General features: G+C 38.8%; 12 protein-coding genes. 5 read left to right on the top strand and 7 right to left on the bottom strand.

What is annotated here, in order from left to right; translation table 11 throughout:
- Positions 1–372: 372 nt before the first annotated feature.
- Together OQX64_RS15745 and OQX64_RS15740 are read right to left on the bottom strand one after the other, a co-directional pair.
- Entirely contained in the window at positions 373–534 is a 162-nt protein-coding gene (locus OQX64_RS15745) for a hypothetical protein (RefSeq protein WP_265819473.1), read from the bottom strand.
- Between the two features lie 267 nt (positions 535–801).
- Positions 802–2,547 (bottom strand): diadenylate cyclase, encoded by a 1,746-nt coding sequence (locus OQX64_RS15740; protein ID WP_265819472.1) that lies wholly within the window; start codon positions 2,545–2,547, stop codon positions 802–804.
- A gap of 433 nt (positions 2,548–2,980) precedes the next feature.
- On the opposite strand from OQX64_RS15740, the gene OQX64_RS15735 reads away from it, so the two are divergent.
- The 4 genes from OQX64_RS15735 to OQX64_RS15720 all read left to right on the top strand — a co-directional run bounded on the left by OQX64_RS15735 (position 2,981) and on the right by OQX64_RS15720 (position 7,186).
- Entirely contained in the window at positions 2,981–4,075 is a 1,095-nt protein-coding gene (locus OQX64_RS15735; protein ID WP_265819471.1) for a hypothetical protein, read from the top strand.
- A gap of 10 nt (positions 4,076–4,085) precedes the next feature.
- Positions 4,086–4,850 (top strand): hypothetical protein, encoded by a 765-nt coding sequence (locus OQX64_RS15730; RefSeq protein ID WP_265819470.1) that lies wholly within the window; start codon positions 4,086–4,088, stop codon positions 4,848–4,850.
- Positions 4,847–5,350, top strand: a complete 504-nt coding sequence (locus OQX64_RS15725) for a hypothetical protein (RefSeq protein ID WP_265819469.1) — start codon at positions 4,847–4,849, stop codon at positions 5,348–5,350. The genes OQX64_RS15730 and OQX64_RS15725 overlap by 4 nt, the downstream gene beginning before the upstream one ends.
- A 207-nt stretch (positions 5,351–5,557) precedes the next feature.
- On the top strand, positions 5,558–7,186 hold the full coding sequence (locus OQX64_RS15720) for an RNA-directed DNA polymerase (protein WP_265819468.1): 1,629 nt from the start codon (positions 5,558–5,560) through the stop codon (positions 7,184–7,186).
- A 318-nt stretch (positions 7,187–7,504) separates the two neighbouring features.
- Here OQX64_RS15720 and OQX64_RS15715 read toward each other — a convergent pair whose 3' ends face one another.
- The 5 genes from OQX64_RS15715 to OQX64_RS15695 form a co-directional block, all read right to left on the bottom strand.
- The gene (locus OQX64_RS15715) at positions 7,505–8,125 is read right to left on the bottom strand and encodes a hypothetical protein (protein ID WP_265819467.1); all 621 of its coding nucleotides are present in this window, start codon (positions 8,123–8,125) and stop codon (positions 7,505–7,507) included.
- A 38-nt stretch (positions 8,126–8,163) separates the two neighbouring features.
- Positions 8,164–9,186: a hypothetical protein gene (locus tag OQX64_RS15710; protein WP_265819466.1), complete on the bottom strand. Its 1,023-nt coding sequence runs from the start codon at positions 9,184–9,186 to the stop codon at positions 8,164–8,166.
- 55 nt (positions 9,187–9,241) lie between these two features.
- Entirely contained in the window at positions 9,242–12,013 is a 2,772-nt protein-coding gene (locus OQX64_RS15705) for a P-loop NTPase fold protein (protein WP_265819465.1), read from the bottom strand.
- Between the two features lie 291 nt (positions 12,014–12,304).
- On the bottom strand, positions 12,305–13,261 hold the full coding sequence (locus tag OQX64_RS15700; protein WP_265819464.1) for an SIR2 family protein: 957 nt from the start codon (positions 13,259–13,261) through the stop codon (positions 12,305–12,307).
- 73 nt (positions 13,262–13,334) lie between these two features.
- Entirely contained in the window at positions 13,335–14,714 is a 1,380-nt protein-coding gene (locus OQX64_RS15695) for a helix-turn-helix domain-containing protein (RefSeq protein ID WP_265819463.1), read from the bottom strand.
- A 587-nt stretch (positions 14,715–15,301) separates the two neighbouring features.
- On the opposite strand from OQX64_RS15695, the gene OQX64_RS15690 reads away from it, so the two are divergent.
- Positions 15,302–16,531, top strand: a complete 1,230-nt coding sequence (locus tag OQX64_RS15690) for a hypothetical protein (RefSeq protein WP_265819462.1) — start codon at positions 15,302–15,304, stop codon at positions 16,529–16,531.
- The last annotated feature ends 2 nt before the right edge of the window (positions 16,532–16,533 follow it).

Here is a 16,533-nt window from a genome sequence, read left to right as displayed (position 1 = left end):
ATGAATTGATGTACTCCGACGAAACCAGAACAAGTTTTATTTAAATAACTTTCTGACTAACAATTACTTGCAAAACACAAATTCGACTCACTAACTGTCAAAATGACTATTTTATACTCAAATGTTACCATTCAAATTTACGAAATAAATTGAATTATTACAAAAGAAGAGATAATCAACCTTTTCAAAAATAGATATGTCAACAATAAAAGAATAGCCTGTTTAGAGGGGCGTGGGGCCAAAGTTGTATTCAAAACCTCATTTTTTTTCCACCCATCTGTTGTGTAATCCAATCATGTGCCTCTGAAATTATGGGCTTGTGTATTCCTTTTAAAAACTTTTCTGGAAGTCCTCTACGAGCCGGAACCTTTATCAGTTCAGCATATAGTTGGTTTTTGAGAACATTCTGGATTGCGCTATTGCCCGTATATTGATTTCTACATAGCCCCGTATGCGCATCACATCCTTCTCTTTTGGGTTTTCATCTCCGGTAAGCCAGTCGACTTCCAGCATGCACCCTGTGACTCTTGCCAAAGCTATTGAGAAGTTTACGCCAAAGGATTTTCCTATTGCTTCATCAATGCCTCTGGAAATACTTTTGATTTATTATTGGTGTTTGATTTCATATATATCTAATGATTTTTAAGTAGTTAAAAATTAGTTTTAGTTATCTTAACAACACGCAGCAGACTCTAGCGCTGTTCAGGAGCTTTTCTTGTTATTGGCAACGCACTCCCAGCATACCCATTATTTTTTTTAAACATATCAAATCAGCGGTTAGAAAATGTATGGATTTATTATCTATTCTTCGATATAATATGTATTGTTCATTTCTCCAGAGGGGGCAAGTTTATCATATTCGACAAGCATTTTATTGGCTTCCAGTATTGCGGGATTTAATCGATCAGTTTCTGAATTAACAATATTACATTCCTCTTTAGTAAGATAGAATTCCGATGCTTTGAAAAAGTCCACTAGTTCGTAATATCGTTGTACATCGATTTTTTTTATTCCTATTTTCATGATCTCATTTATTGCATGGATGATGGTCGACCGCTTAATCTTTGCCCTCAGACTGGGGATAAAATTGATCATTCCGTCCTCAGAGATGATGACAATCATTGCCGGCTTTTTAACGGTATCCAGATACCTTACTGCGGAGTTAAATCTAGCGCCGCGTGAAGCATCTCCTTTATTGCTCGCTTTGCCATCCAATATGAGCCCAATAGCATGGCAGGTGCCCTCTGTATCGATCATAACTGCTCCATCAATAGCGGTAATCGTATTGAAAAAGCTGCCATCCAGTTTGACTGGATTTAAACGGAAACCCTGCTTACCCAGTCTGACTGCCTCCGTTTTGGCCTCGCTGCTGATTACCAACATCGTCCCGTGCTTTTGTGTTACAGCCGATTCGATCAGTTCCCAGATAAATTCAATATCACCCGCTCTTATTCCATTAAATATTCGTAAAATATCTCCTTCAAATTTTGCCTTGTCCATTCGTTCCTTCGGAGTGCTCGGTTGCATAAAGGAAACGCTCATTAGCGGATTGCCATCATGTGAAAGTTCCCAGCTATAATGCCTGGAGAAGTTTATCTCAAATATAGATTCTTCTTTATGGTTATATTTTCCTTTTTTCTCGCATAGCACATATATTTCATAAGCATCCGAAAAGATCATCGAATGGGAATCCGTTATCTCAAGGAATTTTCGGACTTTTCTGAAGTCACTTATTTTTATAGGTTCAGCCAATTCAAGCAACATTTTGATATTTTTATGCCCCTTGGGTGCGATAAGTATTTTTCCAATACCTTCTGCTCCCTCATATTTAAGAGAGGATATAGTATTGCATGCGTTATATAATCCACCAAGAGATTGGTAGTTGGCGCCTGCCTGTGCAACGGTTCTCATGAAATCCTCTGCTGTCAAGCGGAAAATTTCGTCTGCACCACGGTTCATTGAATCAGCTCCAGGATCTGGATGATAGAGACTCTCTGTACAACATGCGAGGAATTCATATATCAAACTATCCAATAATGAAGTTCTGATGGTATATCGTTCATTAAAGACGGTTTTTGTCAGCGAATAATGGTTGGCTAGCGCATTTTTGCTGAGTTCGAGAACAGTAAATATTCTATATCCATCCAATTTTGCTGAATATGATATAAAAAATGATCTGTCCTTGTACAGATTTTTTCTGTTAAGGATATTTAAAATTGCCTGCCGGTAAGATTTAAGTGTAAGCCGGCGATCTTGATTCTGCTGTGCAACTGGGTGTGTTTGAAAGAGCGTACCTTCTTTGTCAACACTTCGAAGGGTTTTTGCAATAGTATCTATATTTTCAAATTCGGACACAGGGTAGTCCTTTTGTTCAGGTTCAATGCATATCGAATGACGGTCGGGAATATTGTCCTCTAAGAGCCCGATCAAAAAAAGTTTTGGTTTTAGTTCTGGATCGACTTGGTTAAATATGTCAAGCGCAAGTCGTTTGGCGGAAGCCGTGAAAAAATCCTGATAACCCCACATGAAATATTCGATTGTTGTCATAATGTTAATTTTTCAGAGAAGCCTACAAGTATGATATTCCTGTGCTGACCGTTGCAACAGTAAAATGTTCCTTCAGTGAGTCTTGCTCAAAAAGGGTATTGCGGGAAGCGTTTGAAAAAGTGATAGTTTTTCGTTTCATCGAAGAGCATTATTTTTCGCTAATATATTATAAGACCAAACCTGATCCAAATTTTTATTTAGTACATGCCTGCTAGCTATCTTTGTAAGAGCAAAAAACCTCGAAAATGGGGGCGTAAACTGTCTATCGAAATAGGCGTACTTGAATTTTTGATGGAAAAGATTATCGGACCAAATGCATCATATGTATGACATAAAGAAGCTAGGATTTAGATATCTGGAGAGAAATAAGAACTGTCGCTAAAATGATTACGATGTAGTTTCATTTTTTTATTAAATTCTTATCTTAGGAGTTATGATACGCTCCAATTTCTTTCGCAAAAAGGGACCTGACAGTAGGCAGCTTAAAAGGTTCATTACCGCTATTTCAGCAAATAAAAAGCAATACATCCAGGCTCTAGGACTAAAATCTGAACAACTTACAATTGCCACACTCGATCAAATGATGGAAAATGCAGATGATGTTGTCGATGGTGTCATAAAAGTTGAGATGATTTTCAATAAATTATTCTTCGGACTGTTTAATTCTTTGGTAATTAAATACAATGACAGGGGCGCTGTTCGCCTGATGTTCTACGATCAAGTTAACAACCATCGTTTCATACTTGAACTTTTTTCTTTTTTGAGGGAAATTTTAGGACAGGGAATTGTTGAAGATGAACGGTTTACAACTTTTAATGATGTCGGCAAGGTCCATGAGCTTGCTATGGGGCGGTATCAATCTGCAAAGGATGAAATTTTACATCTCTGGCACGTGGATAATTTTACCGTCGCGCTAAACTATAAATTGGACCCATTAAGACAGCTATTGCTTTCTTTTACTCTGTTACCCGAAAAGGTTACCGACCTAGCGGTCAGAAACAATGGAACTCTTATTTCTTCGCTCGGTTTTCCTCCTAGGTTATTTGATTACTCTGATCCTTTAACAAGAACTCCAGTTTTCGATGGAGAGGAGATTAAATTTATCGACTATGAATTTGTACTCGAAGAGCTGGAGTTTGGGGTTTTTGACCGGGTAATGGTACGGCTTTTCAGTGATGAGCCAGAATACAACACGGAAATTCAAACACATCTTACCTATTTTTCGACAAAGAAGCCAGCTATGCCTTTGATCCTAGATCTTATCGATAGCCTTAATGCGATTTATGGGATGGACGATTTTGGTAGCCTTGGCCTTGAGTTACATAATATTGATGATATCGGGAATAACCTGTACTGGTCAGGCAAATCATGGTATTTAAATACAGCTCATCAACCCTGGAACCTAAATGATGAGACGCAAAACGGCCTGTACCAGATCAGCTTATCACAGGATCCAATGGAGCATGGTTTGGTGCTGCATGTGTTGGGGTATAATAATATGGAAAAATTTGAATTGAGATTGATCTAATATATAAGTTATGGAATTAAAATTTAGTCAACGGCTAAAAGATGTTGTCACAAACTCCCGCCTGGAATGCATACGGTTGGGGTATGACGAAATCAGTGCGGAAATGCTTGTTTTGGGGATGATCCGGAATGCTAAAAAGCCTACTACACCGATTATAAATGGAGCGGTTTTATCACTTTCAGATATGCATATCGATGAAAGTAAATTGGAAAAATTTCTGCTCGATAAAATCGAAAAGATTAGTAAAAAGGTGGATGTTGCACCAATTGGCAACATAACACTATCCAAACCTGCGGAGTTGATCTTAAAAAAGAGTCATCAGATGGCCATCAGGTTTGGGGAGCGGGGGTCTATCGACACGATCCATTTATTGGCGGCATTTCTTGAGGCACTTGATTTGACCGAAAAGAACGATTATGAGCAGAGTATTGGATTGAATATGGCTTTGCTGAAGGCAAATATCATATTTGATGATCTTAACGGAACAGATACAGATTCGGTGGAGAAAGTTGATGATCAGCTGGTAAGATCCAGGGAAAATATCGAACGTTTAAAGGACCTTTCTAAAAAACTGCGTGAGCTTAACCTTGATTCGGAGAAAGAACCAGCTACTAAACCGCTCTCAATGGTCTTTGACATGGAAGAATATTCGGTCGAGGAAATAAAGGAAATTATTGGTCTTGTTGCGAGATTATACCATACACAATCTGGCGACCATTTAGTAATCAAGGGTATGAGTCAATTTGAAACTGTCCAATATTTAGAATGTGTATGATGGAGTTTGAAGGAGAAGGAATCGAGAAAAAAACATTTCTAAAAGTTGAAGTTGAAGGACAGAAAGCAAGTGTGTGGGAAAGTGCAAAGGGGAAATTAATGGATTTGATGACTAAGTTGATGGATGCGCAGATCAATTCATACTCAGATTCGACCGTTCGCGAAGAGCTTAAAAGAGCAGGTTCAAATGTCATCGAATTTGCCAATGCAAAACTTCAACGTCCCAGTTTAGAAAATATCAAATTGCAGGCGGAGATCGAACTGATGCTTAAAAATTCGGCAAAGGTTGATGCGGAAACAAGGAAGGTCAACGCTGAAGCCGAAGCTGTCGAATTGGCTAATCTTGAGCAAAAACTGAAGATTGTAATGGGAGCAGCAAAGATGATTGCTATGGGAGAACGTAATCAGGAGGCAATATTGTTCTGTAAGGACATGGAATCACTTTTGGGGCAGTTTACCAATTCCAATCTACTGGAAAAAGGTGAAGATTTAAATATTTGATTTGGGAGTCTTTCCCAAAACTTCCATTCATGGTTCATTTTCGTAGTAGTGACTGTCAGATATGGATCGGTATTGTTGAACAATTTACATTATATAAAGTAATTTATGAATATTGTTGAGTGCTTTCTGTTAAAGCATTAAATCAAGAATAAGAATCTGATAACAAATTCTATGGGGTTACAAATGAATTTTAATTGATAAAAGTAAATGAGTCAGGCAACTAATATCCGTGATGGATTGCTGAGAAAGGGTTTTTTCCCAGAAGTCCTGCCACCTTGTTTCGACAGCTCGAATCTTGCGAGAAGTTTTAAAGGGCTAGTAACTTCCTTGGACGCAAAACGGTTTCATAAGCGATCATCAGGCTACATCAGGTATAGTGGCACCAAGCACGACGGGAATAGACGGTACTACGGCACAGTGAACCCAGTTCCTTATTTTTATATCTGCCAGTTCATAGGTAAAAAATGGAATGTTTTTACTGACAAGCTAGACCATTCATCTTTTGGCTTGAGTACATATAGTCTTGGGGAGGCATCCGACGACAGGGCATTGATTATTCCTGCCCTAAGTGAGATCTCCCCTAAGATGTCCGCGAAAATAAAATATGCGCCCTACATCATTAAAACGGATATTGCACAGTTTTTCCCGAGTATTTATACGCACAGTCTGTCGTGGGTAGCTCATGGAATAGAAGCTTCTAAAAAAGACACGGCAAGAAATTCCCAGATAAATTACTTCAACAATCTTGATTCCTATATACAGCAATGTCAAAATGGCCAGACCAGGGGAGTTGTCGTCGGTCCGGATGCCTTTAGGGTTCTCGCCGAGTTCATCGCTTGTGAAATTGATAAATCACTTCAGGAAAAGGCCGCTGATTACATTATTGGTGGTGTTAGACATGTTGATGATTTTTATATCGGTGTGCGGTCTGAAATGGATAGTTCAATAGTTTTATCGCATTTGAGGGAAATTTTACAAAATTTTGAACTTCAGATTAATGACAACAAAACAAAATTAATCTCTGGCTTGTATCCCACGGACGATATATGGGCACAGGAGTTACGGCATATTAGCATTGATCCACGTTATTATCAAGAAGTAACCAGGTTTAATTATATTTTGGATAAGGCGTTCGATACCAGTCAGATGTCCGGATCTCAGAGTCCGATGAAGCTCGTCTTGCGGAGACTAGATAAAGAAAAATGCTATCAGGACAGATCCTGGCCTGAAGTTGAGCCTAAGCTACAGCGGATTTTATATCACTTTCCGCATTGCTTGGATTATTTATGTCTATTAATAGCAAAAAGGGTTGCTATTAACAAGTCTATAGATAGCGAAAACTGGAAAAGCGTGATTGAGTTGGTTCTCGATAAAGCGATTGGCGCGAACCACCATCATGAAGTGCTATGGTTGGTATGGTTGGCATTTGTATGTCATATACCGTTATCTGATCTTCTTATCAAAAAACTTGCACGAACAGAAAACTCTCACATATTGGCCATTTTGATTGCAGGTAATCAAGCAGGATATTGCCATGTTAAATCATCCATCAAGTTGGGAAGCCGACTTTCTACTGATGATGAAAAATGGCTGCACCACCTGGTGGCTCGGTCAACAGGCTATTCAGGGGCTCGGTTCTCCGGTGGCTATGCAGAGGAATTTGAACATTTGGTCGCAAATAGGATAAAACTTATTGATTTTAATAAGCACATGACCGTTGTCGCACGGAATGAAAAAGAAGCCATAAGTCGTTCGAAATATGGCTACGATTCACAGGAAGACTCAGAAGATGAAGATGATTTTGATCTTGATATTTTTGGTGATAATCGGTGGTAAGGACTTTTGGAATTATCCAGATCACAAAGCCAGTTTCTCAAATATTTCAAACTAATACTTACGGATCCCCCTTAGCAGGCTTACTTTGCCGAATGAAATTGCAATCGGATTTTATAGTGCCGGTTTTTTATTTCTGGTCCTGGGATACCCAAACTGGGCAACAGGCCTGCGAGCCCGCCTTGGGACTTATTTGCTACACCTATTTTCAATGTTATATCAAAAGTGGTCCTGAAGGTGAACGCAACATGTTTTATCAGGTAGAGAAAGCAAATTGCTTTCCTAAGTAATGTTCACTATCGATGAAAAACTGCTATTGTCTTACATAGGGCTTACTTCAGGGTTCTTGAGGTTTTTCCGTACATGAAGCACCTCTGCGTAAATCGTTACGATCTGAAGAATGATTACCATTGCAAAAAAGCTCGTCAGTACAAAAGTAATCAGTATCAGATGTGGGGTGACCTCGTAGTACCATGCTGGCATTAAGCCTAAAATGCCCCTCTCATGGGGTAGGGTCTGCAGAAACTGGAATAGTGAGGCGATCAAAAAGCCCAGCCCGCCAATAATAGCTTTTTCACCCGTTTCATTGATCTGTTCGGTTTCAAATGCGTAATCTTTTGGATCGAGGCTTCTGGCCCAATTGAACATCAGTGTTGCCACTCCAGCGAAAAGTGCAAACCCAATGTTGGTCAGGTTAAGGTATTTCCCTGTATTGTCACTTGCTAAAAGATCACCTAGTGAAAATACAGAAAGAATAAGTAAAGGAGCAATGGTCACAATGCTCAATAGCAGGATTATTCCTTGTAAGAAAATTTTTCTTAAGCCCGCTCTTTCTTTTCTAAGTTGCTTAATCGTTTTTGCTGAACCATTATCTGGCCCTTTAGTTTCAATGCTATCGGCTTCTGAAGCATCTTTTTGAGCTATATCTTCCTTGTTAGTCATATTTATGATATTTTGATGATTGTTAATCCAGGGGATTTTTACTCCCAGGTTTTCTTATCTAGCTGCTCGGCGATCCATTTGGCATCGAATGAACTGGGAATACCATCAATATGATCCCTCAGATAGAATTGTCTCGGCCCCATAATACCATAACTTGATTTTTTAATGAAATGGGTCTGGAATATTTCCTCGAACATATGGAATTTAACCTCTCCCTTGTTCCCCCATCCCTGTTCAAGAAAGAATCTCTCCAAGCGTGCTTTCATCTCATCCGTTAATTCCCCCTTTAGGATTTCATATTCTACGATTCCAGATCCGTTTAATCTAGGGATGACCATGCATTTGGTTTCTGCAATATATCTGATGGCTTTGTTCTTGTATAAACCGATATACCGATGGCTACTTTCATTGGTATGAGGGCGGTTGTAATATAATTTGTACTCGATATTGTCGGATTCTGAGGAATTTATTGCTGGAACATACATTCTTAGCTGGGCATCATCAAGAAGTCCCGCATTATCGATAAAACCCTCATAATCATTGATGAACTCTTCAAGCTCTAGTTTGTGGCGTGTTTTGGTGTCCTCAATCACCTCTCTCACTGTTCTGATCAAGCTGTAAAAAGTGTGGTCGGAATAAATCGTCCTGCCGGGTGCTTTCAGTTCACTGTCGTATTCGCTCAGTTTTATGATAAAATCCTGCCTACGTTTTTCCCTGATCCCACTTTTGGATAGGGTAAGCAGGATCCGGATTTTCTCGTTGTCGAAATGGCTTACATATTCTTCCTTACCCCAGAAGTTATTATCCCAGAGTTTGGTTTCAAGTACAAGTTTGAAGCTCTGCTGCTCGATAATGCCATCCGGGATTCCCTTGCCTCCGGTGGATTTCTGTTGCGAGAAAGAGGGGCCGATAAACAGGTCTGTCGAATCCGTTAACGCGTTAAGCAGCTTTTCAAAAAAGCGTTTATCGATCAGGTTGATCCTGCTCAATAGTAGCAAGGTGTTGTTTGTGGCAAAGTTTTCCCGGCTGGTATACCTAGAGAAAAAGTGAATATTGTCCATTGAAAGCGTGAAAAGGTTAATTGGTGATAATTTTTAGGGATAATTGTAATGCAATTTAATAAGCAATGACCAAATTGAGAACTTTTAGAAGCTCTCTGTAGTCTACAGTATCGACCTTGGTATCTGCTAGAAGAGCAATCTCTGAAACTGTATTTTTTGCTTTTAATATAGTTGCCAGATGAGTCTCTAAAGATTGGTCTTCAGTTGTTAACGTGTATTTGATAATCAGCTTTGTTACGATCATCGAATTCTCTATCTCAATCCAAATATTAGTCCTTTTTAGTGATCGATATCTTTTCTCCAATAAATTTTTAGCGATTAGATAGCGGTAATAGAAAATTCTGATCTGACGCGGGGTTGCATCTGTGTATAGACTGGTCGCGTATCGCAATATATCGACTTCTTCTGGAGCTAATCTACCTTTATTGATCTGTGCATTGGATGGTTCTAAGGGTTTTGAACTATCGATATACTTAGAGTGGTAATCTTCCTCGAGGTATTGTTCCATCTCCAATTGCTCGTTATACTGTGTTTCCTGGTGTACCTCGATCTCATGGTCAATCAGGGCCTGCCTAAGATTATCACTCATTCTGGATTCTTCATTTTTCCATTCTTTTTCAATTATTTTTTCCAAGGATTTTAATGATGCGGTTTCATCACGATCGGCTTTTGTAAGTGAGAGAATGAAGTCGTCCCTTTCTTCCATAGAAAGCACTCCAAGCTTGATGCCCGAAATAAAAAGCTTATCCATGTACTCTTCTGTGATTTTATTCAATCTTTTTCGATGCTCTTTCTCATCTTTTTCCTCGATGGACAATAAGCTGTTGTATTTGTTTTTGATGGCTAGTTTTAATATCCGCTCATCCACGGCGGCGACGATAACAATCCTTTCAGCAATCTGAATATCTTCCAGTAAAACCCTGAGTGCATCGATAATCTGGATGACCTTGGTTTCGCTACAACGATCAATATCATCTATAAACAATACTATTTTTTTATGCGCAGTCAGTTTTTCGGGAATCCAGCATTTTAGTAGTTGCGATGTCTCTTTCTGTATTTCTGCCTGTAACCCCAATTGATCACTGAAAGAGTGTTTAGTGGTATACTTGTTGAATATTTCATTTGCTTTTGAGCTATAATCCTTTTTTAACGACTTTATAATCGCGAAAATAATGACAGTTGTTGCTGCCGGAAATTTTAATATATCATAATAACTATTTTTAGACTTTAGGCCAGTCGGCAGAAATGAATCGATGATTAAACTTGCAACGATACCTACAAAAGTTACCCCAAGAAGCTTTAGTATTGGACCGACCTTGTGGCGCTTCCAATTTAGTCGTAAGCGCCGCCAAAGGGATTTAATAGACTTCTTGATAAGCGACTTATCCGTTTCGTCGTCAAAATACCTTTCTACAAGCTTCTCGTAAAGGTATGCCCAGGTCGCTGGTGTGTCCTGATATTTCCATGCGTGAAAATCAACTTTAATAAATTTATCCGTCTTAACAAGCTCTTTCCATATGAGATCCATTAAAAAGGTCTTTCCCCGGCCCCATGGCCCGAAAATGCCGATCATAGAGCCTTGTTCCCCGGGAATAATCTCAATGATCTGGGAAAGCTCCTTGGCAATTTCATCTGCAGCGAGGACCGGATCAATATTTTTTTTATCCCTAAACCTGATTTCACTCTCAGATAGGTGTGTTCTGGGGACCTGAACTGGTTCAATTGATGTTTCAATCCCGCTGTCCATAAAAACCTGTTTAAAAACTTTGGAGTTGTCTGCGTAGTCCAGTATCCTAACAGAATTTTTCTGCGGATAAGTTCTTTGGGCCAATGCTAGAATGGTTTTCAATGAAGATGGATTTATATATCGCCTTAAAAGAGCTACATTTTGGATCTTATTGGTAGCGATAGCAAAATTCATCCTGATGATAACAAGTATGTTAATCGAATTTTGTTCGCTGTTGAAATCGTCGAGTATAGCTTTGACTTCTTCCTTAGGAACCCGTGAGTGAATTACTGCTGAAACCAGCGAACCACTTATCTCATTCAATGCTCTTGAAACCGCTTCTGCATGTACTATTCCTGGAGAAACTATTAAGGTTTTACCGCTGGTGATCCTTTCCAAAAGGTCTTTGCAGACCGTGTTGATATAAGCTTCGAGCGCGACATTGTCCTTGATTTCAAAGATTTCGGATTCATCGTCAGTAGTTCCATTTAAAAGTTTCCGCACCGAAAGTTGCATCTCATTCAGCCCGAGGCTTATGTTCTGTATCTGCATTGGCGCAAGCCGACCATCTTTTATTGCCTCCGCATAAGAGTAAATAAAACTGGGGTGGCCGAAATAATCGGAGGGAACATTATCGTTTGTAAATGCTATCTGTGGTAAGTCTTTGAACCTGGTCAGGGCTTTGAAAAGTTGTTCAGAAACTTTCGGATTGATCTTTTCAACCAAGAGTAGGCAGAACTTTGGACGACGGATAAAGTCCAATGCGCCCTGTAAATCTTCAAGTTCTTTTTCGGTCAGTACCATAATTGCGGGAAGCTCAGATTCACGCTTATTGGTCAGATCAAGGATTGGAAGTGGTATATGCTCACTAAAAACTTGGATCATCTGTTCTTTTATCGCCCTATTGGTCGCGATGACCAGTATCAGATCACGTTTTTCCAGATTTCTGGCAATATTTTCAAGGAACGCCGTAACGATAAGTGTTTTACCAGTTCCGGGAGGCATAGAAATAAGCGTTTTTTCTTTGCCTGTTTGGAAACTATGATTGAGGATTCTCAGAATTTCACTTTGGCCACTTGCCAGTAAATTAACATTGATCATGACTTAAATTGGGGTATCTGAAGAAAACTGAGCTGAATCCTGAGATGAAAACATTTGTGCATAAATTGTAGGGGTTTGGAAATGGCTTTTGACCCATCCGTTGCATTATTCGAGGCCATGTGGATTGCGTTAAGTGTTCAAATATAACAATGTAGCCAATTCATCCAAAAAAGAAAAAGCTTTGACAGGCAGCTTGCTTGGAAAATGCATCCAATATGAGTCCAGGTCTTTAAGCAGTGATGGGTAGTGTTACCAATCCTGTTATCCCTTGCAGAAAAAACGTGGGAAAGCTTAATAATTTTCATATTCAGCATGGTTTTCCAAAAAATTCTTATAAAATCCGATGTAATCGTTTTTCGTAGTTTTTACCGGTATTACCTTAACATGTATTGCTTCTAATATTTCTATTTTATCCTTTTTTTCATTCCAGCAAAATTCAGGGATGATCCATCTGATTGTATTGGGAATTTTGATGTTTTTCCTTAACAATCGTGCCCTGAAGTTCAGCAAGAACCATAAATGGTTTTCTACGTATTCGAGCCCGAATCCTATAATGTCTATATCCCGGGTATAAAAAAGATGCACCCAGTTTTCCTTTTTCGAATTATTGTTGGCATCCGTAATAAGGTTAATCAGGCCTTTTCCATTGCTGCTTTTGACCATCTGATGCACCTTTTGCAGATAGTCTGAATATTGTTCGAAGCCGATGAGGATCGAGGCTTCGGGATAAAACTGCTTATTGCCCGTATAGCCGGTGTTCACCTCACCATGTATGTGCCATACTTTTGTTTCATTAATTTGGTTATATCTAAAAAGGCTATATTTTGGCGTCTTTTGATGTTTACCCCTCGTTCCGTCGTATGTATCTTGTAAACATTTCTCAATGCAATAGTCATAATTTGTAGTTAGAAAGTGCTGGTATTTGTCACTGTTGACAAGATTGGCTACAGCTTCATGTGGTTCTAGCTCACTAGCCTTAAGGGCCAGTAACTTCTTTAGGGAATGAATGTTTGTCTCAATATCGCCCTTATGGTGGTTGATGGCATAAGCCATTTCCTCGAACAACAGAGTGTTGGATTTACGGTCATCATCAATGTTGACCTTTATTTTTAGCTCATCAACAATCAGTTTTAATAGCCCTTTCCATCTAAGTGATCCATCGTGAAGCTGGTTAATGCCATTTCCGAGAAAAAGATATCGTTCCTGTTTATTATAAAATTGCGAAAGGGTTGAATTTTGTGTAGGCATGACTGGTTTGGTTTTAGATTAAGTTATCTTTGCAATTCAAACGCGCTGATGTATATTCTTTGCTGCTAGTCTTTTAGTTGGTCTGCAGCACTCCAAATTGATTATAATAGACCTCATCGCAAAAACAGATCATTTTTTTGAATAGTGTGTTTCGTTTGAAACCTGGCTTCGCATTGATTCGCCCAATAAGGTCCATAAAGTATTTTTTGTTTTGTAGAAGACAATCCTCTCCAATATTGGACAGGGCCTCGATCAGCAGGGTCGTATGATCATTCAAAAGCTCATCTGTTATAGGCCTGAAGTTGACTAAGGTGTTGTAAATCAATGTTCTTTTAGCCTTACTCGCCGCAGACGCTGGTTTGGAGTATTTTTCCATTGTAACTTTTATGTTAGCTTCATCTATGCTGCCATTATCTATCTTTTCTTTTATGTCGTAAAAAATCACCCCTTGTTTTCCATAGTTATACCTGCTCGCAAGCCTCTCTTTTATTTTATCAAACGCTCTTGGATTGATTTCTTTATTATCAAAGGAACTTAAGTATTCTAACGTTTTTGATGGGTCATAACCTAAAGCCCTTACAAAAAAATGAACCGGAAAATAATGGCTTGCCAGCGATAACTGCCTTTCCAAAACCAACTCCGGAACATCACATTCACCTTTGGCGAAATAGTTGATAATATCTTCTTCATAGATATTAGATAACACGGTTTTTTCAATGAACTCAATATTTCCCGTTTCGATTTCTCCTTTTATAACGTATGCGGGTGATCCTTCTTTTTCGACGAACTGTCCAAGCTTTATAATATTGATGTTTTCCAAGATTTTCTCATCAAGGATAAATTTTGGCATCTGCGGCCCTCCGTCAATAATACCCGTCTGAACATCGAGTATTGCAGCATTGTTTCCGACCTCGATCAGCTTGGAAATATTACCCATCATGCTTTGTAGTCCATTTGCAATTTCTTCATTTAAGATTCGTCTTAGGTCAGCTGATAAGATTTTCGTTGTTTGGGCAGGATACCTGTAATAAATTTCGCCAAGTTTGTGAACGTCAGCATCAGTTTTCATGATTATTGGCTTACTAATGGCCCGCTCAATTTCAAGGAATCCGACAATTTTTCCCAGAAAGGCTTTAGTTGAAAATCTATATGTGAAGCATCCATCCAATCCCGAGTTTATCGTCGTACTGAAATATCTGTTATCTAAATTGGCTTGTTCAGCTTTTATTCCAATGATTTCATTGTTGTCTGGCGCAATTCCAAAGATAATTGTTCCGCCAATATTATTTGCAAAACCGGATATTGTTCTTAAATACTGTTTGTCTATCGAATCGGACTTGGTGTGCAGGCTTTTTTTAAATTCAATCTCGCTACTTTCCTCAAGTATGGTTTTTAGGTAAGGTGAGGTTACATCCAGCGATTTTTCGAAAAATTCTACAATATTTTGGGGCATTATATAAGTGTTTGGATTTATTAACAGTTAAAGCTGTCCATTGGCGACTCTTCATAGTTTGCACCCTAAAGAATTTCAATAAAGTTATCAAATAGTGAGACCATTACATTAGGGGAAACCGTAATTACTCAAAGGTGAGTATCAATATTTAAAGTTTTTAAAAATTACCATTGGAGCATTGCTGTGGACAAACTATCCTGTCTATCGAATATCTATGAGTTTAACCGGTTTTGTCCCCCAGCGACCTACAGTCTACGCCAGAAAGGTGTTTTTTTTGTGCCTTTGAAGAAACGTTGTGGATTACGCAGGACTCTGCTGCAAATGGTCTGATAGTGTAATATGTTTCTGCTTTTATCTCCCTGTAAAGGTGTAGATAGTGAAGAGGAAAAATCATTGCGTTTTTACTGTTTATATTTTAGGTTAAGAATTACAGATAATGAAATAATCGCAGTAATTTCTTAAGTTTGATAAAACGCTCCGACATGACTATAACAAAACATAAGAAAATCATCAGCTTCTTCTATTTTAAAGGATTGATGATTTCAAGTATACCCAATCCTCAAGTGTTTCATTAACTAATTTTCAAGGTGCTTGTAGAAAATATCATACACTTAGATTCTGCGGATCAGAAGCCATTTACTTCGTACCGGTTTTACAACGAACTTTTAAGTGATTTGAATGAATATTATCGTTCTGATTATTACAAAGGATATGCTCCGGTGATTTCTCTGGATCGTTCTCTTCGGATCGATCCAACTGTTTTGCCGCTTTTAATGGCGTTGGGGGCTTTCCTTAAAGAGTTTCATAAGCAGAGCATATCGCTGCAGATGGACAATGACCTTAGTTCAAATGGAATCATCAGGTTTTTGCAGCAAAGTGATTTTTTGCACATTGTTGGCGATCATGATAATCCGAACTGGCCGACTGCCAAAAGAATTTTCAAATTCGGTAGAGAGACGATTGGTCAGTTTAGTCATAAAGGGGAAATGAGACCTGATCATAAAATACACCTCTATAGTAAAAATGATCCTGGGTTAAGACTAATCAATGTGATCGAAGATGGGGAAAAGCGTAGGGATGCATTAATTGAGCATTTTTCTTTCCAGGCAACTTCGCATTTTGAAAACCTGGTGGATGATCTAGGAACGGACGATTTTATCAAAAACCAGTTTGTGCAGATTATGTCAGAACTCATTACCAATGGTATTTTTCATTCCGGGTCAGATGTCTACATGATGATGTTTAATAACCGATTTAAAACGAGTTGCTCGATAGCCGATATTGGGGTGGGGTTATATGATACCATCATGGTGAAAGAAAAAACTGCTTATTATAATCCTGGTGGGCTTATGGAAATATTAGGCCAAAAGATTACGGTGAGTATGGCGCCTGTAACAAGGCGATGTGCTTTCTCAATTTTCGAGACCTTTTATTATTCCATGTTAAAGGATCGGCAGGGGATGTTCGATCTGATGCTTAAAGTGGTCATCAGGTGCCAGGGCTATTTTAGGCTACATTATGACAACGTTCAAATTATTGTCTCTTCGAGAATGTTAAACGAACTTGCTATGCTTCAGGAAATCAGGACTAAGATATGGCGTTGTCATTCGAGGTTTTTGCTTAATCCCGGCTCATCTGGTGATTATCACAGTCAAATGCTCTCTTTCTCTACTGAAGCCCGGAATGCTATTATCAGTTTGGCGGAAAGCATATTCAGAAATTATACGCAGGATGTCCAGTTTTCTGCCATACGGATATTTAAAGTAAGATTTAAGGGAGTACATGTTGAAACTGAAATACCAACAAACGTAAACTAGGC

The organism is Pedobacter sp. GR22-10, assembly GCF_026239715.1.
Lineage (GTDB): Bacteria > Bacteroidota > Bacteroidia > Sphingobacteriales > Sphingobacteriaceae > Pedobacter.
Note: the sequence above shows the minus strand (reverse complement) of the source record. Positions and strands in the feature narration are given on the sequence as shown.

Coding starts and splice junctions, on each gene's coding strand:
- OQX64_RS15740 (WP_265819472.1), bottom strand. CDS start 2,547: ATGACAACAATCGAATATTTCATGTGGGGTTATCAGGATTTTTTCACG.
- OQX64_RS15735 (WP_265819471.1), top strand. CDS start 2,981: ATGATACGCTCCAATTTCTTTCGCAAAAAGGGACCTGACAGTAGGCAG.
- OQX64_RS15730 (WP_265819470.1), top strand. CDS start 4,086: ATGGAATTAAAATTTAGTCAACGGCTAAAAGATGTTGTCACAAACTCC.
- OQX64_RS15725 (WP_265819469.1), top strand. CDS start 4,847: ATGATGGAGTTTGAAGGAGAAGGAATCGAGAAAAAAACATTTCTAAAA.
- OQX64_RS15720 (WP_265819468.1), top strand. CDS start 5,558: ATGAGTCAGGCAACTAATATCCGTGATGGATTGCTGAGAAAGGGTTTT.
- OQX64_RS15715 (WP_265819467.1), bottom strand. CDS start 8,125: ATGACTAACAAGGAAGATATAGCTCAAAAAGATGCTTCAGAAGCCGAT.
- OQX64_RS15710 (WP_265819466.1), bottom strand. CDS start 9,186: ATGGACAATATTCACTTTTTCTCTAGGTATACCAGCCGGGAAAACTTT.
- OQX64_RS15705 (WP_265819465.1), bottom strand. CDS start 12,013: ATGATCAATGTTAATTTACTGGCAAGTGGCCAAAGTGAAATTCTGAGA.
- OQX64_RS15700 (WP_265819464.1), bottom strand. CDS start 13,261: ATGCCTACACAAAATTCAACCCTTTCGCAATTTTATAATAAACAGGAA.
- OQX64_RS15695 (WP_265819463.1), bottom strand. CDS start 14,714: ATGCCCCAAAATATTGTAGAATTTTTCGAAAAATCGCTGGATGTAACC.